Raw genomic sequence first — 14,608 nt, 5'->3', positions numbered from 1 at the left:
GCCTCAATACGCGTCGGCGTTGTCGATATTGAAATTGTAGAGCGTGCGCGCCGAGCCGTAGCGCTTGAACTCCGACGGCTTGACGCCGGTCAGGCCGGCGCGGTCAAGAAGACCCTGCAGCAACTCCAGATGTTCGGGCCGCATTTCCTTGGCAATGCAGTCGGCGCCCAGGCTGTCGACCTTGCCGCGCACGAAGAGGCGCGCCTCATAGATGGAATCGCCCAGCGCGTCGCCGGCATCGCCCAGCACCACCAGATTGCCGGACTGCGCCATGAAGGCCGACATGTGGCCGATATTGCCGTGCACGACAATATCGATGCCCTTCATCGAGATGCCGCAACGCGACGAGGCATTGCCCTCGATGACCAGCAGCCCGCCCTTGCCGGTGGCGCCGGCATACTGGCTGGCGTCGCCCTTGATGACGATGGAACCCGACATCATGTTCTCGCCGACGCCCGGGCCGGCCGAGCCGTGCACGGTGATCGTGCTGCCCGAATTCATCCCGCCGCAGTAATAGCCGACGCTGCCGCGCACATCGATGCTGACGGGCTGGTCGACACCGACGGCGACCGAATGGTTGCCTTTCGGGTTGAGCACTTCCCATGCCGTCTCGTTCGAACCGGGGGTCAGGTTGTGGAGCGCCTGGTTGAGCTCGCGCAGCGACGACACATCGAGGTCGAAGACGCGCGCATGGCTTTCGCGCGTGGCCTTGGAGGTTGCCGGCATGAACTCAATGCTCCCAGAAATAAACGGTTGCGGGCTCCGGTTCCCAGACCCTCGCATTGTCGATGCCGGGCAGTTTGGTGAGCGCGCGATATTCCGAGCCGAAGGCGACATACTGGTCGGTCTCGGCCATCACTGCGGGCTTGCAGGCGATCGGATCGCGCACCACGCCAAAACCGTTCTTGGTGCCGACGACGAAGGTGAAGAAGCCGTCGAGGTCGGACAGCGTGCCTTCCAGCGCTTCGCCGAGATTCTTGCCATGCGCGATCTGCGAGGAGAGATAGGCGGCGGCGACCTCGGTATCGTTCTCGGTTTCGAATTTCATGCCTTCGCGCACCAGCTCGCGGCGGACATTGTTGTGGTTGGACAACGATCCATTGTGCACCAGGCACTGGTCGGCGCCGGTCGAGAACGGATGCGCGCCCATCGTCGTCACCGCCGATTCCGTGGCCATGCGGGTGTGGCCGATGCCATGCGTGCCGGTCATCTTGCGCACGTCGAAGCGATCGACGACAGCTTCCGGCAGGCCGACTTCCTTGTAGATCTCAACCGCTTCGCCGGCGCCCATGACGCGGACGTCGGGCCTGAGCGACTGGAGGGCTTCACGCGCCGCGTCGACCTTGTCGGGCGTGGTCCTGATCACCGCGTGTGTCGATTTCACCGCAATGCTCACTGGCGCTCCGAGGGCCTTGGCGAGTTCGGCGTCCAGGCCGCGGAAATCGCGTTCCGGCTTCGGCGACTGGATGGTGATCTTGGCCTCGTTCCCGGCGGTCGCGCCATAGATGGCGATGCCGGCGCTGTCAGGGCCGCGGTCGCTGAGCGATACCAGCATCTCCGACAGCATCGCGCCGAGCTTCGGCTCAAGCGCCTTGTCCTTCAGGAAAAGTCCAACGATTCCGCACATGTCAGCCTCCCGACGTTTGTGACCAGATATGATGTACCGAATGAAATCCTTGAATTCAATGGTATGAAAAAAATTTTCCTCTGGTTACGTGTGCGGCCCGATGTCGCCGGGCACATCATCACCGTCCCGCCTGACATTGTGAACCCATTTGGCGCTGCGGATGCGGGCGAGCTTGTAGGCGTCGAGGATCGACAGTGCGTAGATCAGGAAGCCGCCGGCATGGCGGCCGACGAAGCTGGCGTCGGGCGGCGCGATCTTGGCGGTAACCCACGCCAGGATGACCATGAAGAAAAGAAACTGCAAGCCACGCACCGGTACACCCAGAATGACGTGCCCGCTTGCCGGCAGCACGATTGCCGCGCCCAAGACGAGATAAGGGTTCACTGGTGCCGGCAAAGTGTTTGAACTGCTCATGCGACCTGCCGTTCGCTATGGTTGATGGCGTCGCGCAGCTCCGAGAGAGAGACGAGCAGCCGTTCGATCACCGCCGGATCAATCCGCGCCTCGCCGAACGCCGCCTGCCGGAACACGCCGTAGCGTGCCCGTTCGGCTTCCGCCAGCAGCCACACGATGCGTACTCCGTTTGGCGTGATCAACAGCTCCTTGGCGCGGCCATCCGAAAAGGCTTCGAGATGACCGGCGATGATGCCTTGCGGGAAACGTGTGCCCCGGCGGTCTGTCCGCAGCACCGCTTCGGCAGGAAAGCCGGGCGCTTTCGGCAGCGTATGCTGGAGATGGTCGAAGTTGGAGAATGTCGTCGGCGAGCCGGGCCGCATCATCATGTCGAAGATCGCGGGTACCGCGACCTTCTCGGTCACCGAAACGCTGAGCCAGCGTGCTGGCAGCTTTCGCGTCGCCAGCGTATCGACGATGGTGCGCAGCTGGACACGCTGGCCGTTCCACGATCCTTCCCAGGTGATGACGCCAGCGGTGCCATCGGAGACATTGGCCGCGTCCGCGACGACGGTGCGAATGCCGGCCTCATCGGCGACGAGTGCTGCCGACGCCCTGTCGCGGCTGCGGCGTGCCAGCCACGCAAAGTGAAGGGCGAGAGCCAGGACAATTGTCCCGGCAAACAGTGCTGATGTCACCTCGGACATTTTATCGTGCAAGGCCCGTCCAGATCCTGGACGGGCCTACTCCCATCAATAACCCTGCGGTTTCGGCCACGGCATGGTGAACTGGTCGCCGCGTCGCACGAATTTGTAGCGGTAAAAATGGAACCACACGGAGATCAGGAAATAGAAGGCGACCATGGCGCTCAGTTGCGAACCGAAGCCGAGGAAGATGGCGAAGAAGGTCACCACGCAGAGGCAGAACAGCACGATCGCCGGCAGCGGATGGAAAGGGTGGGTGTAGCCGCGGCGGATTGTGCCGAGCGGCCATTTCTTGCGGAACATCATGATGTTGATGCTCATGAAAGTATATTGCAGCACGCCCGACAGGATCGAGAAGGTGATCGCCTGATTGAGATCGGCGATGAAGGCGAAGGCCAGCGCGATCGGCAGCAGGAACAGGATCGAGCGGTAGGGTGTGCGGTATTTCGGATGCACCGCCGAAAACCAGCTCGGCAGATAACGGTCGCGGCCAAGCGAGAACCAGGCGCGCGCGGCATCATTGATACAGCCATTGGCAGAGGCGATGGCTGCCAGCAACGTGGCGATGAACAGGAGATTTTCGAGCAGCGGGCTGCCGGTCAGCTTGCCCGCGTCCCAAAGCGGATAGGGCGTGATGCCGAGATATTCCCATGGCATCAGAGAGGCGCAGACATACCAGGTCATGGCGGCGGCGATCAGCAGCGTGATCATGCCGGCCATCGTGCCATAGGGCAGCGAGCGCGCTGGAGAGCGCACTTCCTCGGCGGCCTGCGTGGTCCCTTCGATGCCGAGATAGTACCAGATACCGAACTGGAACGCGGCGATCACACCGATCCAGCCATAGGGCAGCGCATTGCCTGGCGTCACCAACTCGTTGAGCTTCAGCACCGCGCCTTGCGTCCACGGGCTGACCGAGAAGAACAGGATGACGATCGAGACATAGGCGATCGCGGTGATGACGAAGTTGACGTTGAGCGTCATCAGCACGCCGCGATAGTTGAGCCATGCCAGCACCACGATGGTGGCGGCGATGAAGGAATTGTGGGTGAGCCCGTCGACTCCGGCCTTGGCGACGATGGTGTCGCCAAGCAGGATGGCGTCGGACACTTCGAGCATCGTGTAGGCAAAGACCAGGAACAGCGCGACGTTGAAGGCCATCAGCGGCCCCACAATGTGCTTGGCCTGGGCGTATTGGCCGCCCGCCGCGGCAACGGTGGACGTCACCTCGGAATCGATCATGGCGACGGATGTGTAGAGCAGACCGACCACCCAGCAGACGATAAGGGCCGCCAGCGTGCCGCCCTTGTCGGCGGAGAAATTCCAGCCGGTGAACTCGCCGACCAGGACGATGCCAACGCCGAGCGCCCAGACATGGGCGGGGCCGAGCACCCTGAGCAGCGACACCCTGTCGCCATTTACAGCCGTTCCCGTCGATTCAACCGCGACCGTCATCGTTCAATCCTCACTTAGATCCGGTGTTTTTCGGAAACGGCTTCAAGTTCGCCTTCGCGCGAGGAGGTCAAAACGTCCTCGGTATAGGTCGTGTCGACCTGGAACCAGTCGTAGAGCATCCACAGCGCGAGCACGATCGAGATACCCCAGCATGCGTAAGAGAGTGCCACCCACATGATCGTGTCCTCAAATTCTTCGTCGTCAGACTTTATTTGTCGTCGAACTTTTCGTTGATGACGTCGCGATATTCGCGGTCGGATGCGCGAAAAAGGAAGACGAAATAGCCGATCAGCACGACTGCCATGATGATCAGCGTCGGCCAGTCGATGATGTAGTGAAAGCGGTTCTGGATGACGTCGTGCGCGGTCTCCGGCGTGTAGCCGAGCTTTTCCCAGATCGAGGCCATGGTCGGGTTCTGGCCAAGCGCTTCCCAGGTTTTGGCGTCGAGCGCGTCGATGGATTTCGCCGCCCCGGCAAGGCCGAGCTTCAATGGCAGCCATAGCGCCACGAAGATGGCGACCACGACGACGGCGATATCGAAGACCTGGCCGGCCTTGCTCTGCTCCGGAGGCGTGTAACGGGACATGCTTTTATCCTCAGGATTCGCGGTTGCGGAACGCGTCGGCGTTCTTGATGTCGAGCCCGTAGATGAACTCCTTGTCTTCCTTGTAGTGCTTGACCATCGCCAGGATGGCAGCCGTGTTGAAGATCAGCACCGCGCCGGCGGCAATCGCCACCACGGCTTTGATGCCGCTGTGCGGGATGTAGGGCCATGTCATGAAGAGGACGAAGAGGATCGTCGCCCATAGGCAGAGGATCAGGAGCGCGGATCCGCGCAAGTCGGAGCGATATAGCGCCTCGATGCGCTGCTGCAGGTCTGACATCGGTTTTCCCCTTCTTTGCCGACGCCCGGTTCCGAATCCACCGCTCGCCGCTCTCTTTCAAGAGAGTGAAATTTTTTTCATAAGTTCCACTCGAATCCCGGACTTGTCAAGACGAATTTACGTCGGGTTAACCGCTCGCTTCGAGTGAACAATTTTGCCTGACAATGAAATTATTTGCTTCAAGGGGATTGCAGGCTTGCCGCGTTTGCGGTCAATATTCCATCCAAAGCTCCGGCCTCAGGCAAAGGAGCAGGGAACAGCAGCATTTTCGAACGGAGGACGAGCGGATGACGGCATCCTGGAGATTTTCAACCCTGGCGGATCGCCATCGCGCCCTGGGGTCGAAACTCGAAGACTGGAGCGGTATGGGCACCGCCTGGACTTACGACAAGGATGCCGATGAGGAATATATCGCCATCCGCACCAGGGCCGGGCTCATGGATGTTTCCGGCCTGAAGAAGGTTCACATCACAGGGCCGCACGCCTCGCACCTGATCGACCTCGCCACAACGCGTGACGTTGAAAAAATCTATCCCGGCAAGTCGGCCTATGCCTGCATGCTGAACGAGGCGGGAAAATTCACCGACGATTGCATCCTCTACCGCATGGGGCCGAATTCCTGGATGGTGGTGCACGGCTCGGGCACCGGCCACGAGGAACTGCAGCGGGCGGCGATGGGCCGGGACGTATCGCTGCGCTTCGACGACAATCTGCACGATTTGTCGCTGCAGGGGCCGGCGGCGGTCGACTATCTCGCCAAGCACGTGCCCGGCATCCGCGACCTCAATTACTTCCATCACACGCAGACGCAGTTGTTCGGCTTCCCCGTCATGATCTCGCGCACCGGCTATACCGGCGAGCGCGGCTACGAGATATTCTGCCGTGGCCAGGATGCCGGCACGATCTGGGACAGGATCCTCGACGAGGGCAAGGGCGCCGGCATCATTCCGTGCCGCTTCACCACGCTCGATATGCTGCGCGTCGAGAGCTACCTCTTGTTCTATCCCTACGACAATTCGCAGAAATATCCGTTCGAGACCGAGGGCCCCGGCGACACGCTGTGGGAACTCGGCCTCGACTTCACCGTCAGCCCCGGCAAGACCGGTTTTCGCGGTGCCGAGGAGCACTACCGTCTGAAAGGCAAGGAGCGCTTCAAGATTTACGGCGTCCTGCTCGACGGCAAGGAGCCGGCGGACGAGGGCGCTCCGATCTATCGCGACGGCAAAAAGGTCGGCGTGGTGACCTGCGCCATGTATTCGCCGCTGGTCCAGAAATCGATGGGCATCGCCCGGCTCGACGTCGACTGCGCGGTCAAGGACACCAAGCTCGAAATCCGCAACAAGAGCGGTTCCATCAAGGCGACGGCGCAGCCCTTGCCGTTCGACGATCCCAAGAAGACCAAGCGCACGGCGAAAGGCTGAGGCATAATCGACAGCGAGGGGTTTCGAGGCACAAAGACAGAATGGCAGCCAAGACCATCATCAGCCGGCCCATTTACGGGACGCTGTCTCCGCAGCCCGGCAAGCATCATCTTTTCCTGGCGGATGCGGAAGGCGCACTCGCGATAACGGACATGGCCGCCAGGGCTCCGGCCGGGTTCTTCGACGGGGCCGAAATCGTCTTCATTCCCGGTCCTGAAGGCAAATACGTTGCCGCTCTCGAAGCGTTGAAGCCGGCGCAACTGCACATCGCGCCGTCGTTCGCCAGCTTGCTGCCGCGTCTGAAGCAGACGCTGACCAACGCTCATATGGGGCTGCGCCTCTATCTCGCCGGTACCGAAGGTCTGATCGGCCAGGCCATGCAGGTGGCCCTCGAAGCCGGCATCGACCACACCTCCATGCAGACCGAGCATCGCGGCTCGCTGGCGCGGCGCATGCAGTGTGTGCACTGCAAGGGCATCACTGAAAACGTGACGACGCAGCCGGCGACCTGTTCGCATTGCGGCCTGCTTCTGCTGGTGCGTGACCACTATTCCCGGCGCCTCGCCGCGTTCCAGGGCGTCTGCATCAATGCCGAAGACCGCAGCGAAATTCCTCCGATCGAGGAGGCCTTCCCATGAGCACCGGCACCACCAAGCTCGACGTCGTCGTCAGCGATGTCGTCACGGTCAACGACCTGGTCACTCGCTTCCATTTCCGCCGGCGTGACGGCGGGCTGTTGCCGACCTTTTCCGGCGGCGCCCATGTCGTGGTCGAGATGCGCGATGGCGAGCGCACAAGGCTCAATCCCTATTCGCTGATGGGCTCGCCGCTCGACACGCGCGAATATACGATCTCGGTGCGGCGCGACGATGTCGGCCGTGGCGGCTCGCTGTTCATGCACAACCAGGTCCGGCCGGGGCTGGAGATGGTGGTGAGCTATCCGGTCAATCTGTTCTCACTCGACCTGCGCGCCAAAAAGCACCTGATGCTTGCTGGCGGCATCGGCATAACGCCGTTCATGGCGCAGACCGCGCAACTGGCGGGGGAGGGCGGCAATTTCGAACTGCACTACACCTGCCGCACCGCTTCGCTCGGCACCTATGCCGATGTGCTGAGCGAACGCTACGGCCGTCGCGTCAGGCTCTATCACGATGACCGTGAGGAGCGCATCGATCTCGACCGGCTCTTGTCCTCGCAACCGCTCGGCACGCATCTCTATGTCTGCGGCCCTGCCGGCATGATCAACTGGGTGCGCGACCGCGCCGCCGCGCTCGGCTGGCCGCCGGAAACCGTGCATTTCGAGCATTTCGCGGCGCCCCAGCCCGGTCTGCCATTCGAAGTGACACTTGCCGTCAGCGGCAAGACCATCCGCGTTGGCGAGCAGCAGAGCCTGCTGGAAGCCATCGAGGCAGCCGGCGTCGATCCGCCCTATCTCTGCCGTGGCGGCGTCTGCGGTCAATGCGAGACCAACGTCATCTCGTGTGACGGCAAGTTCATCCACAACGACCATTGGCTGAGCGCGGAAGAGCACCGTTCCGGCAGGAAGATCATGCCGTGCGTCTCGCGCTTCGAAGGCCGGTCGCTGGTGCTGGAACGGTAGGAGGAAATCATGGGCATCACCTTTCGCAAGGAAACGTTCCGCGACGATTTCACCTTCAGGAACAGCCCTGAGCACATCAGGCGGTTTCCGTTTCCGTTCCACGAAGACAGCTACATGTATGCGGTCAACATCGAGCCGCATGTCGTCGGCCCGAAAGGCAGCGTGCTCGAGAACCTGATCGACGTCGACGAACACTATGTCGCCGAGATGCAGGATCGCGCGATGGTGCTGGCCGAGGATCCGCTGCGTTGCCAGTCGCTGCCGCACATGACGCTCGCCGGCTGGGACCTGCTGGAACTTTTGATGGAGCAGCAGGCGCTGGGCTATCCCGAGCATTTCACGCTGACGCGTGATGGCGATCGCTGGCGTTGGATCAACCGGCCGCTCGGCATCGACGACACCTTCACCTTCGGCGATACCTCGACTTTGCCTTACGGGCCGGTGGAATACATCACCCGCCAGAGCCAGGGCGATTTCTGCATCCTCGACCAGCGCGACGGCAATCTGTGGATGGATGCCGGCATGGTCACTACCCAGGCCGACTGGTCGCTCGATTTCGACATCGGCATGAATTTCTTCGAGTGGCATGCGCCGGTGCCGCTGGCGCATGAGAAGGGGATTTTCGTCAGGGCGCTGAAGTTCCTCACCAACATCCAGCAGGGCAAGCCGGCACGGCGGCTGAACTGGACGATGACCATCAATCCGCGCCTCGACACCAGCCCCGAAAACTACCACAAATGGGGACCGGACCGGGCGACGGTGACGCCCGAAAATGTCGGCGACAAGGTGCATCTGCGGGTCGAGTTGCAAAGCTTCTGGCGGCTGCCGCGTTCCAACGGCATCGTCTTTCCGATCCGCTGCTACCTGATCAAGATGGACGAACTGGTGACGCAGCCGAAATGGGCACGGCGCCTGCACCGGGTGATCCGCGATCTGCCCGAAGAACTCGCCAACTACAAAGGCCTGACGCGCTATCGGCCGACATTGGTCGAATGGCTGTCGAAGCTGGATGACGGCAGCCCGACGAGCCCGGGCTTTGGGCCGGACTGAAGGTGAAGCTGCCAATCTCCCCTACGAGGAGGGAGATTGGCCACACCTCAACCCGCGCTGTTCTGCGGATAGCAGATAATCGACAAATAGCGCATCGGCAGTTTTGTCAGTTGCTCCGGCCCATGCGGCGCATCGGCGTCGAAGAACAGGCTGTCGCCGGGCTTCATCGGGTAGAGATTACTGCCGTGCCGGTAAACGACCTCGCCTTCGAGCATGTACAGGAACTCCATGCCCTCATGCTGGAAGGTCGGGAACACGTCGGAATCTTCGGTCAGCGTGATCAAATAGGGCTCGACGACGACACCGCTGGTGTTGGAACCGATATGGCCGAGCAGGTTGTACTGGTGGCCGGCGCGCGTGCCGCGGCGTTCGACATCGAGGCCCTGGCCTGCCTTGACGAAGACGGCGCTGCGTTCTTCCTCGAAACGGCGGAAGAAGGCAGTGACGGGAACACCCAGCGCCCGCGACAGTGCCTGCAAGGTGGTGAGCGACGGTGAGGTGATGCCGTTCTCGATCTTCGACAGCATGCCCAGCGAAATGTCGGTGGCGACCGCGAGATCGGCGACGGTGATGCCGAGCTTCTTGCGGAACGCCCGCACCTCGCGGCCGATCGCGACCTCCAGCACTTTTTCGCGGGTGTCGCGAATGGCGTGCGGGTTCTGCGTCAGCGGCGCCCGGATGGTCTTTCCATCGGCCGAGACCTTCAGCTGCGGCTTTGGCTTGGCGCCAGCGGGGCCGGCCTTGGGATCGGAAATTGTCTTCGCCATCTCGCCCCCGAATTCGCAGGATTTATTTCACCTACGGTGAACATGTCAGGTGCCGATACAACAGCGCAACCGCGACGGCAAGCGATCTTACATCGCATAGGCCGGCTCGGCGATCGCATTGGCTGCTGGTTTTTCGCCAGGAATCCATCGCGCGCAAATGCCGTTCACGCAGTTGGTTGTTGACAGCACCGAAGGGCCAATTACTGTCCTGTCAGTGAAATTTGTTTCGCTGGGGAAATCAAAAAAATGGAGGCCCGGAAATGAAAACTCGCGTTGCCGTCATCGGGGCCGGACCGTCCGGTCTGGCACAGCTCAGGGCCTTCAAGTCGGCAGCCGACAAGGGCGCCGAGATTCCCGAAATCGTCTGCTTCGAAAAGCAGTCGGACTGGGGCGGCCTGTGGAACTACACCTGGCGCACGGGCCTCGACGAACATGGCGATCCGGTGCACGGCTCGATGTACCGCTACCTCTGGTCGAACGGGCCGAAGGAATGCCTCGAATTCGCCGACTACACGTTCGAGGAGCATTTCGGCCGGCCGATCGGCTCCTATCCGCCACGCGCCGTACTGTGGGACTACATCAAGGGCCGCGTCGAGAAGTCGGGCCTGCGCAAATGGGTGCGCTTCAACAGCCCGGTGCGCATGGTCACCTTCTCCGACGAGACGAAGAAATTCACCGTCACCGCGCATGACCGCACCAACGACGTGACCTATTCGGAAGAGTTCGACAATGTCGTCGTCGCCTCCGGGCACTTCTCGGTGCCTAACGTGCCCTATTTCGAGGGCTTCTCGACCTTCAACGGCCGCATCCTGCACAGCCACGATTTCCGCGACGCGATGGAGTTCAAGGGCAAGGACATCCTGATCATCGGCCGCTCCTATTCGGCCGAGGACATCGGCTCGCAATGCTACAAATACGGCGCCAAATCGATCACCTCCAGCTACCGCTCGAAGCCGATGGGTTTCAAATGGCCGGAGAACTGGAAGGAAGTGCCACTGCTGCAGAAGGTCGTCGGCAAGACGGCCCATTTCAAGGATGGCACGACCAAGGATGTCGATGCCATCATTCTGTGCACCGGCTATCTCCATTCCTTCCCTTTCCTCACCGACGATCTCAAGCTCAAGACCGCCAATCGCATGTGGCCGGACTCGCTCTACGAGGGCGTAGTCTGGGAGAAGAACCCCAAGCTGTCCTACATCGGCATGCAGGACCAGTTCTATACTTTCAACATGTTCGACGCGCAGGCCTGGTTCGCGCGCGACGTCATCATGGGCCGCATCAAGCTGCCCTCCGCCGAGGCGATGGCGGCGCATGGCGCCAAATGGCGCGCCCGCGAGGAGACCCTCGAGGACGCCGAGCAGATGATCTGGTTCCAGGGCGACTACACCAAGGAATTGATGGACCAGACCGACTATCCCGGGTTCGACGTCGAAGCGGTCAACCAGACCTTCATGGAGTGGGAGCATCACAAGGCGGAAGACATCATGAGCTTCCGCGACCACGCCTACCGCTCGCTGATGACCGGCACCATGGCGCCGCTACACCACACGCCCTGGCTACAGGCGCTGGACGATTCGATGGAGAGTTACCTTGAGGTGAAGGGCGTCGCGGCCGAGTAGCCGCGGCGCATCTTCAGTACTATCCGAGCCTTGCCCGCGCCTTCGCCGTCCAGGCATTGAACAGCCGGTCGGCGACGATGCCGATGAAAGCGATGGCCAGGCCCGCGACGATACCGCGGCCGGAATCGGCTTTCGACAGCGCGATGAACACTTCCTGGCCGAGATCGCGGGTGCCGACCATGGCGCAGATGATGATCATCGCCAGCGCCATCAGGATGGTCTGGTTCACACCGAGCATGATCTCCGGCAGCGCCAGCGCCAACTGCACCCGGAAAAATGTCTGGCGCGGGGTGCAGCCCGAAACCTTTGCCGCCTCGATCAGCGCCGGCGGCACCTGCCGGATGCCGTGATTGGTGTAGCGGATTGCCGGCACCACGGCGAAGGCGACCGTGGCGATCATCGCGGTGACGTCGCCGACACGGAACAGCATCACCACGGGAATGATGAAGCAGAAGGACGGCAGCACCTGCAGCGTGTCGATGACAGGCGTGACGATCTTTTCGAAACGGTCGCTGCGCGCCGCCGCAAGGCCGATCGGAATGCCGATCAGGCAGGCTATGAAGGCCGAGATGCCGCAGAGATAGACCGTCGCCATGGTCTTTTCCCAAAGGCCTGTGATGGCGCAGAAGGCGGTGAGTCCCGCGACAAGTGCGGCCAGCCGCAAACCTGAGAGCTGGTAGCCGGCAAGGCCGAGCAGGAACACCGCGCCCAGCCACGGAAATCCCTCGCAGAAGGCGCGCAGCGGGTTGAGTACATTGAGGATCAGCGCCACGCGAAACGCTTCGATGATGTCGAAGAAGTTGATCGTCACCCAGTTCACCGCCGCTTTCCACAATGGCGCGGTGGTGAAGGTGATCGCCTTCGGCACGGCCGCGAAGGCCGGCACGAACACGCCAAGCAGCGTGGTGACCACAAGAATCACAATGGCCAGCGTCAGATTGGGGTAGCGCCGCCAGAAGCCCGGGCTCGCGGACCCGTGGACATTGCCCTTTGCCTGCTTGTGGGCAATGGCCTGGCTCAGCCGGTCGAGCGCGATGGCGAGTGCAACGATGGCAAGACCGGCTTCCATCGCTTCGCCGACCTTCAGCGCGCGCAATGCGAGCAGCACATCGTAGCCTAGCCCGCCGGCGCCGATCATAGAGGCGATGATCACCATGTTGAGCGCCAGCATGATCACCTGGTTGACGCCGACCATCAGCGTCGGTCGGGCCGAGGGCAGCAGCACGCGCCACAGCTTCTGCCGTGCGGTGCAGCCGGCCATGTCGCTGAACTCGCCGATCTCCAAGGGCACGCGCGACAGCCCGAGCATCGTTGCTCGCACCATCGGCGGGGTGGCGAAGATGGCGGTGGCGATCATCGCCGAGACCGGGCTATTGCCGAACAGGAGCAGCATCGGGATGAGATAGGCGAAGGTCGGGATGGTCTGCATCAGGTCAAGCGCCGGGGAGACCACCAGCCGCTCCGCCCGCGGCTTGCGCCAGGCCCAGATGCCGGCGAACAGCCCGGTGAGAATGCAAAACGGCACCGCGATCGAGATCAGCGCCAATGTCAGCATGGCGCTGGTCCATTGGCCGAACAGCGCGATGTAGAGGAAACAGCCCCCGACCAGCATGCCGAGTTTTCTGCCACCGGCCGAATAGCCGGCAAGGAAGGCCGCCGCGCAGACGCCAACCCAGGACAGGCGCGGCAGCACGAAAGCGTCGGCGCCATGGCCGAACTTGAAATTCTTGGCCAAGAGATTGAGGGCGAAGTCGAGCGGCACGCTGAGCACCGCCGTGATAGAGCGGGTCAACCAGGACAGGTTCGACTTGATCCAGCCCATCAATGCGCTGACCCAGTCTGCGACGGGGACGACCGCCTCGGCAGGATAGTTGACGGCCCATGGCAGCCTTTCCTGCAGCAGGAACACCACCAGCACGACGGCAAGCGCGAGCACCCAGATCACCAGCCACCGTTGAATCGGCGGCCTTGCCCGGCTGGCCCTTGCCGTTACCGTCATGCGCCGGCTCGTTCGATGCCGGCCAGCAGATCGATCACCGCTTGCGGCGTCACTTCGCCGATCGGCTTGCCGGTGCCGTTGATCACCGCAAACGGCTTGCCGGCTGAAACGATGCTGGCCGAGAAACTCGCAATCTTGGCTTCCGGCGCCACCGTGCCGCCGTGCTCGGCGCCGTCGCAGGCGCGCATCAGGCTGCGCGCCGAAATCACCTTGGCGCGGTCGACATCGCGGGTGAACTCGGCGACATAGTCGGTCGCGGGATTGACTACGAGTTGCTCCGGCGTGCCGATCTGGATGACCTCGCCGTCCTTCATGATGGCGATGCGGTCGGCGAGCCTTATCGCCTCGTCGAAATCATGGGTGATGAAGACGATGGTCTTGTGCAGCATGGTCTGCAGCCGCATCAGCTCGTCCTGCATTTCGCGACGGATCAATGGGTCCAACGCAGAGAACGGCTCGTCGAGGAACCAGATCTCCGGCTTGGTGGCGAGACTGCGTGCGATGCCGACACGCTGCTGCTGGCCGCCGGACAATTCGCGCGGATAGAAATGCTCGCGCCCACGCAGGCCGACGAGTTCGATGACTTCCCGGGCGCGCGCCTCACGTGTCGAACGATCCTGGCCCTGGATGCTGAGCGGGAAGGCGATGTTATCGAGCACGTTGAGATGCGGCAGCAGGGCAAAGTTCTGGAACACCATGCCCATGCGGTGGCGCCTGAGTTCTATCAGCGCGGCATCGGAAATCTTGAGCAGGTCCTTGCCTTCGAATTCCACCTTGCCATGTGTCGGTTCGACCAGCCGCGACATGCAGCGCACCAGCGTCGACTTGCCGGATCCTGACAGGCCCATGATGATAAAGATCTCGCCCTGCCGGATCTCCAGATCGACGGCGCGCACCGCGCCGACCAGCCCGGCCGCGGCTATGTCGGCCGTGCTGGCCTTGCCGTCGCGCTCGCGGATGAAATTGGCGGCGTTTGCCCCAAACAGTTTCCAGACATTGCGGCAGGCAAGTTTTATCGGACGGGGATCTTTTCCCATCGCATTCGATGCCTGTTCCATAGTTTCCGTCATTCAGTCGTCCTTCTGGAATACC

General features: G+C 62.0%; 16 protein-coding genes. 5 read left to right on the top strand and 11 right to left on the bottom strand.

Annotated elements, in window-relative coordinates; all coding sequences use genetic code 11:
- Window positions 1–3 precede the first annotated feature (3 nt).
- The 8 genes from C7I87_RS10725 to C7I87_RS10690 form a co-directional block, all read right to left on the bottom strand.
- Entirely contained in the window at window positions 4–726 is a 723-nt protein-coding gene (locus tag C7I87_RS10725; protein ID WP_149904160.1) for a GltB/FmdC/FwdC-like GXGXG domain-containing protein, read from the bottom strand.
- A 4-nt stretch (window positions 727–730) separates the two neighbouring features.
- A complete protein-coding gene (locus C7I87_RS10720) occupies window positions 731–1,627 on the bottom strand; it encodes a class II glutamine amidotransferase (RefSeq protein ID WP_149904159.1) in 897 nt (298 codons plus the stop codon).
- A gap of 84 nt (window positions 1,628–1,711) precedes the next feature.
- Complete coding sequence (locus C7I87_RS10715; protein WP_149904158.1) at window positions 1,712–2,041, bottom strand: hypothetical protein; 330 nt, start codon at window positions 2,039–2,041, stop codon at window positions 1,712–1,714.
- Window positions 2,038–2,727, bottom strand: a complete 690-nt coding sequence (locus tag C7I87_RS10710) for a hypothetical protein (protein ID WP_188393805.1) — start codon at window positions 2,725–2,727, stop codon at window positions 2,038–2,040. Before C7I87_RS10710 ends, C7I87_RS10715 begins: the two co-directional genes overlap by 4 nt.
- 45 nt (window positions 2,728–2,772) lie before the next feature.
- Window positions 2,773–4,176, bottom strand: a complete 1,404-nt coding sequence (locus tag C7I87_RS10705; RefSeq protein WP_149904157.1) for an APC family permease — start codon at window positions 4,174–4,176, stop codon at window positions 2,773–2,775.
- A 14-nt stretch (window positions 4,177–4,190) separates the two neighbouring features.
- The gene (locus C7I87_RS10700) at window positions 4,191–4,352 is read right to left on the bottom strand and encodes a hypothetical protein (protein WP_149904156.1); all 162 of its coding nucleotides are present in this window, start codon (window positions 4,350–4,352) and stop codon (window positions 4,191–4,193) included.
- A 32-nt stretch (window positions 4,353–4,384) separates the two neighbouring features.
- Window positions 4,385–4,762, bottom strand: a complete 378-nt coding sequence (locus C7I87_RS10695) for a hypothetical protein (RefSeq protein WP_149904155.1) — start codon at window positions 4,760–4,762, stop codon at window positions 4,385–4,387.
- Between the two features lie 10 nt (window positions 4,763–4,772).
- Window positions 4,773–5,060 carry a hypothetical protein gene (locus C7I87_RS10690; protein ID WP_149904154.1) on the bottom strand — a complete coding sequence of 96 codons (288 nt, stop codon included), beginning with the start codon at window positions 5,058–5,060 and terminating at the stop codon, window positions 4,773–4,775.
- Window positions 5,061–5,347: 287 nt separating this feature from the next.
- On the opposite strand from C7I87_RS10690, the gene C7I87_RS10685 reads away from it, so the two are divergent.
- The 4 genes from C7I87_RS10685 to C7I87_RS10670 are packed head-to-tail and all read left to right on the top strand — an operon-like array spanning window position 5,348 to window position 9,131.
- Window positions 5,348–6,481 carry an aminomethyl transferase family protein gene (locus C7I87_RS10685; protein ID WP_149904153.1) on the top strand — a complete coding sequence of 378 codons (1,134 nt, stop codon included), beginning with the start codon at window positions 5,348–5,350 and terminating at the stop codon, window positions 6,479–6,481.
- A gap of 41 nt (window positions 6,482–6,522) precedes the next feature.
- Entirely contained in the window at window positions 6,523–7,119 is a 597-nt protein-coding gene (locus C7I87_RS10680; RefSeq protein ID WP_149904152.1) for a dimethylamine monooxygenase subunit DmmA family protein, read from the top strand.
- Complete coding sequence (locus tag C7I87_RS10675) at window positions 7,116–8,081, top strand: PDR/VanB family oxidoreductase (protein WP_149904151.1); 966 nt, start codon at window positions 7,116–7,118, stop codon at window positions 8,079–8,081. Before C7I87_RS10680 ends, C7I87_RS10675 begins: the two co-directional genes overlap by 4 nt.
- Before the next feature lie 9 nt (window positions 8,082–8,090).
- Window positions 8,091–9,131 carry a heme-dependent oxidative N-demethylase family protein gene (locus C7I87_RS10670; RefSeq protein WP_149904150.1) on the top strand — a complete coding sequence of 347 codons (1,041 nt, stop codon included), beginning with the start codon at window positions 8,091–8,093 and terminating at the stop codon, window positions 9,129–9,131.
- Between the two features lie 47 nt (window positions 9,132–9,178).
- Here the strand turns inward: C7I87_RS10670 and C7I87_RS10665 are convergent, their stop codons facing one another.
- Window positions 9,179–9,898 (bottom strand): helix-turn-helix domain-containing protein, encoded by a 720-nt coding sequence (locus C7I87_RS10665; protein ID WP_149904149.1) that lies wholly within the window; start codon window positions 9,896–9,898, stop codon window positions 9,179–9,181.
- 260 nt (window positions 9,899–10,158) lie between these two features.
- Between C7I87_RS10665 and C7I87_RS10660 the strand changes: the two genes are divergently transcribed.
- Entirely contained in the window at window positions 10,159–11,517 is a 1,359-nt protein-coding gene (locus C7I87_RS10660) for an NAD(P)-binding domain-containing protein (protein ID WP_149904148.1), read from the top strand.
- A gap of 19 nt (window positions 11,518–11,536) precedes the next feature.
- Here the strand turns inward: C7I87_RS10660 and C7I87_RS10655 are convergent, their stop codons facing one another.
- Together C7I87_RS10655 and C7I87_RS10650 are read right to left on the bottom strand one after the other, a co-directional pair.
- Window positions 11,537–13,516: an ABC transporter permease gene (locus C7I87_RS10655; protein ID WP_149904147.1), complete on the bottom strand. Its 1,980-nt coding sequence runs from the start codon at window positions 13,514–13,516 to the stop codon at window positions 11,537–11,539.
- Window positions 13,513–14,586 (bottom strand): quaternary amine ABC transporter ATP-binding protein, encoded by a 1,074-nt coding sequence (locus C7I87_RS10650; protein ID WP_149904146.1) that lies wholly within the window; start codon window positions 14,584–14,586, stop codon window positions 13,513–13,515. The genes C7I87_RS10655 and C7I87_RS10650 overlap by 4 nt, the downstream gene beginning before the upstream one ends.
- Window positions 14,587–14,608 lie beyond the last annotated feature (22 nt).

The sequence above is a fragment of the Mesorhizobium sp. SARCC-RB16n genome, from assembly GCF_008520305.1.
Classification (GTDB): Bacteria; Pseudomonadota; Alphaproteobacteria; order Rhizobiales; family Rhizobiaceae; genus Mesorhizobium.
Note: the sequence above shows the minus strand (reverse complement) of the source record. Positions and strands in the feature narration are given on the sequence as shown.

Excerpts from the sequence above, each read along its gene's own strand:
- C7I87_RS10665 (WP_149904149.1), bottom strand. The coding sequence starts at position 9,898 with ATGGCGAAGACAATTTCCGATCCCAAGGCCGGCCCCGCTGGCGCCAAG.
- C7I87_RS10700 (WP_149904156.1), bottom strand. The coding sequence starts at position 4,352 with ATGTGGGTGGCACTCTCTTACGCATGCTGGGGTATCTCGATCGTGCTC.
- C7I87_RS10725 (WP_149904160.1), bottom strand. The coding sequence starts at position 726 with ATGCCGGCAACCTCCAAGGCCACGCGCGAAAGCCATGCGCGCGTCTTC.
- C7I87_RS10655 (WP_149904147.1), bottom strand. The coding sequence starts at position 13,516 with ATGACGGTAACGGCAAGGGCCAGCCGGGCAAGGCCGCCGATTCAACGG.
- C7I87_RS10705 (WP_149904157.1), bottom strand. The coding sequence starts at position 4,176 with ATGACGGTCGCGGTTGAATCGACGGGAACGGCTGTAAATGGCGACAGG.
- C7I87_RS10720 (WP_149904159.1), bottom strand. The coding sequence starts at position 1,627 with ATGTGCGGAATCGTTGGACTTTTCCTGAAGGACAAGGCGCTTGAGCCG.
- C7I87_RS10695 (WP_149904155.1), bottom strand. The coding sequence starts at position 4,762 with ATGTCCCGTTACACGCCTCCGGAGCAGAGCAAGGCCGGCCAGGTCTTC.
- C7I87_RS10670 (WP_149904150.1), top strand. The coding sequence starts at position 8,091 with ATGGGCATCACCTTTCGCAAGGAAACGTTCCGCGACGATTTCACCTTC.
- C7I87_RS10680 (WP_149904152.1), top strand. The coding sequence starts at position 6,523 with ATGGCAGCCAAGACCATCATCAGCCGGCCCATTTACGGGACGCTGTCT.
- C7I87_RS10685 (WP_149904153.1), top strand. The coding sequence starts at position 5,348 with ATGACGGCATCCTGGAGATTTTCAACCCTGGCGGATCGCCATCGCGCC.
- C7I87_RS10710 (WP_188393805.1), bottom strand. The coding sequence starts at position 2,727 with ATGTCCGAGGTGACATCAGCACTGTTTGCCGGGACAATTGTCCTGGCT.
- C7I87_RS10650 (WP_149904146.1), bottom strand. The coding sequence starts at position 14,586 with ATGACGGAAACTATGGAACAGGCATCGAATGCGATGGGAAAAGATCCC.
- C7I87_RS10675 (WP_149904151.1), top strand. The coding sequence starts at position 7,116 with ATGAGCACCGGCACCACCAAGCTCGACGTCGTCGTCAGCGATGTCGTC.
- C7I87_RS10715 (WP_149904158.1), bottom strand. The coding sequence starts at position 2,041 with ATGAGCAGTTCAAACACTTTGCCGGCACCAGTGAACCCTTATCTCGTC.
- C7I87_RS10690 (WP_149904154.1), bottom strand. The coding sequence starts at position 5,060 with ATGTCAGACCTGCAGCAGCGCATCGAGGCGCTATATCGCTCCGACTTG.
- C7I87_RS10660 (WP_149904148.1), top strand. The coding sequence starts at position 10,159 with ATGAAAACTCGCGTTGCCGTCATCGGGGCCGGACCGTCCGGTCTGGCA.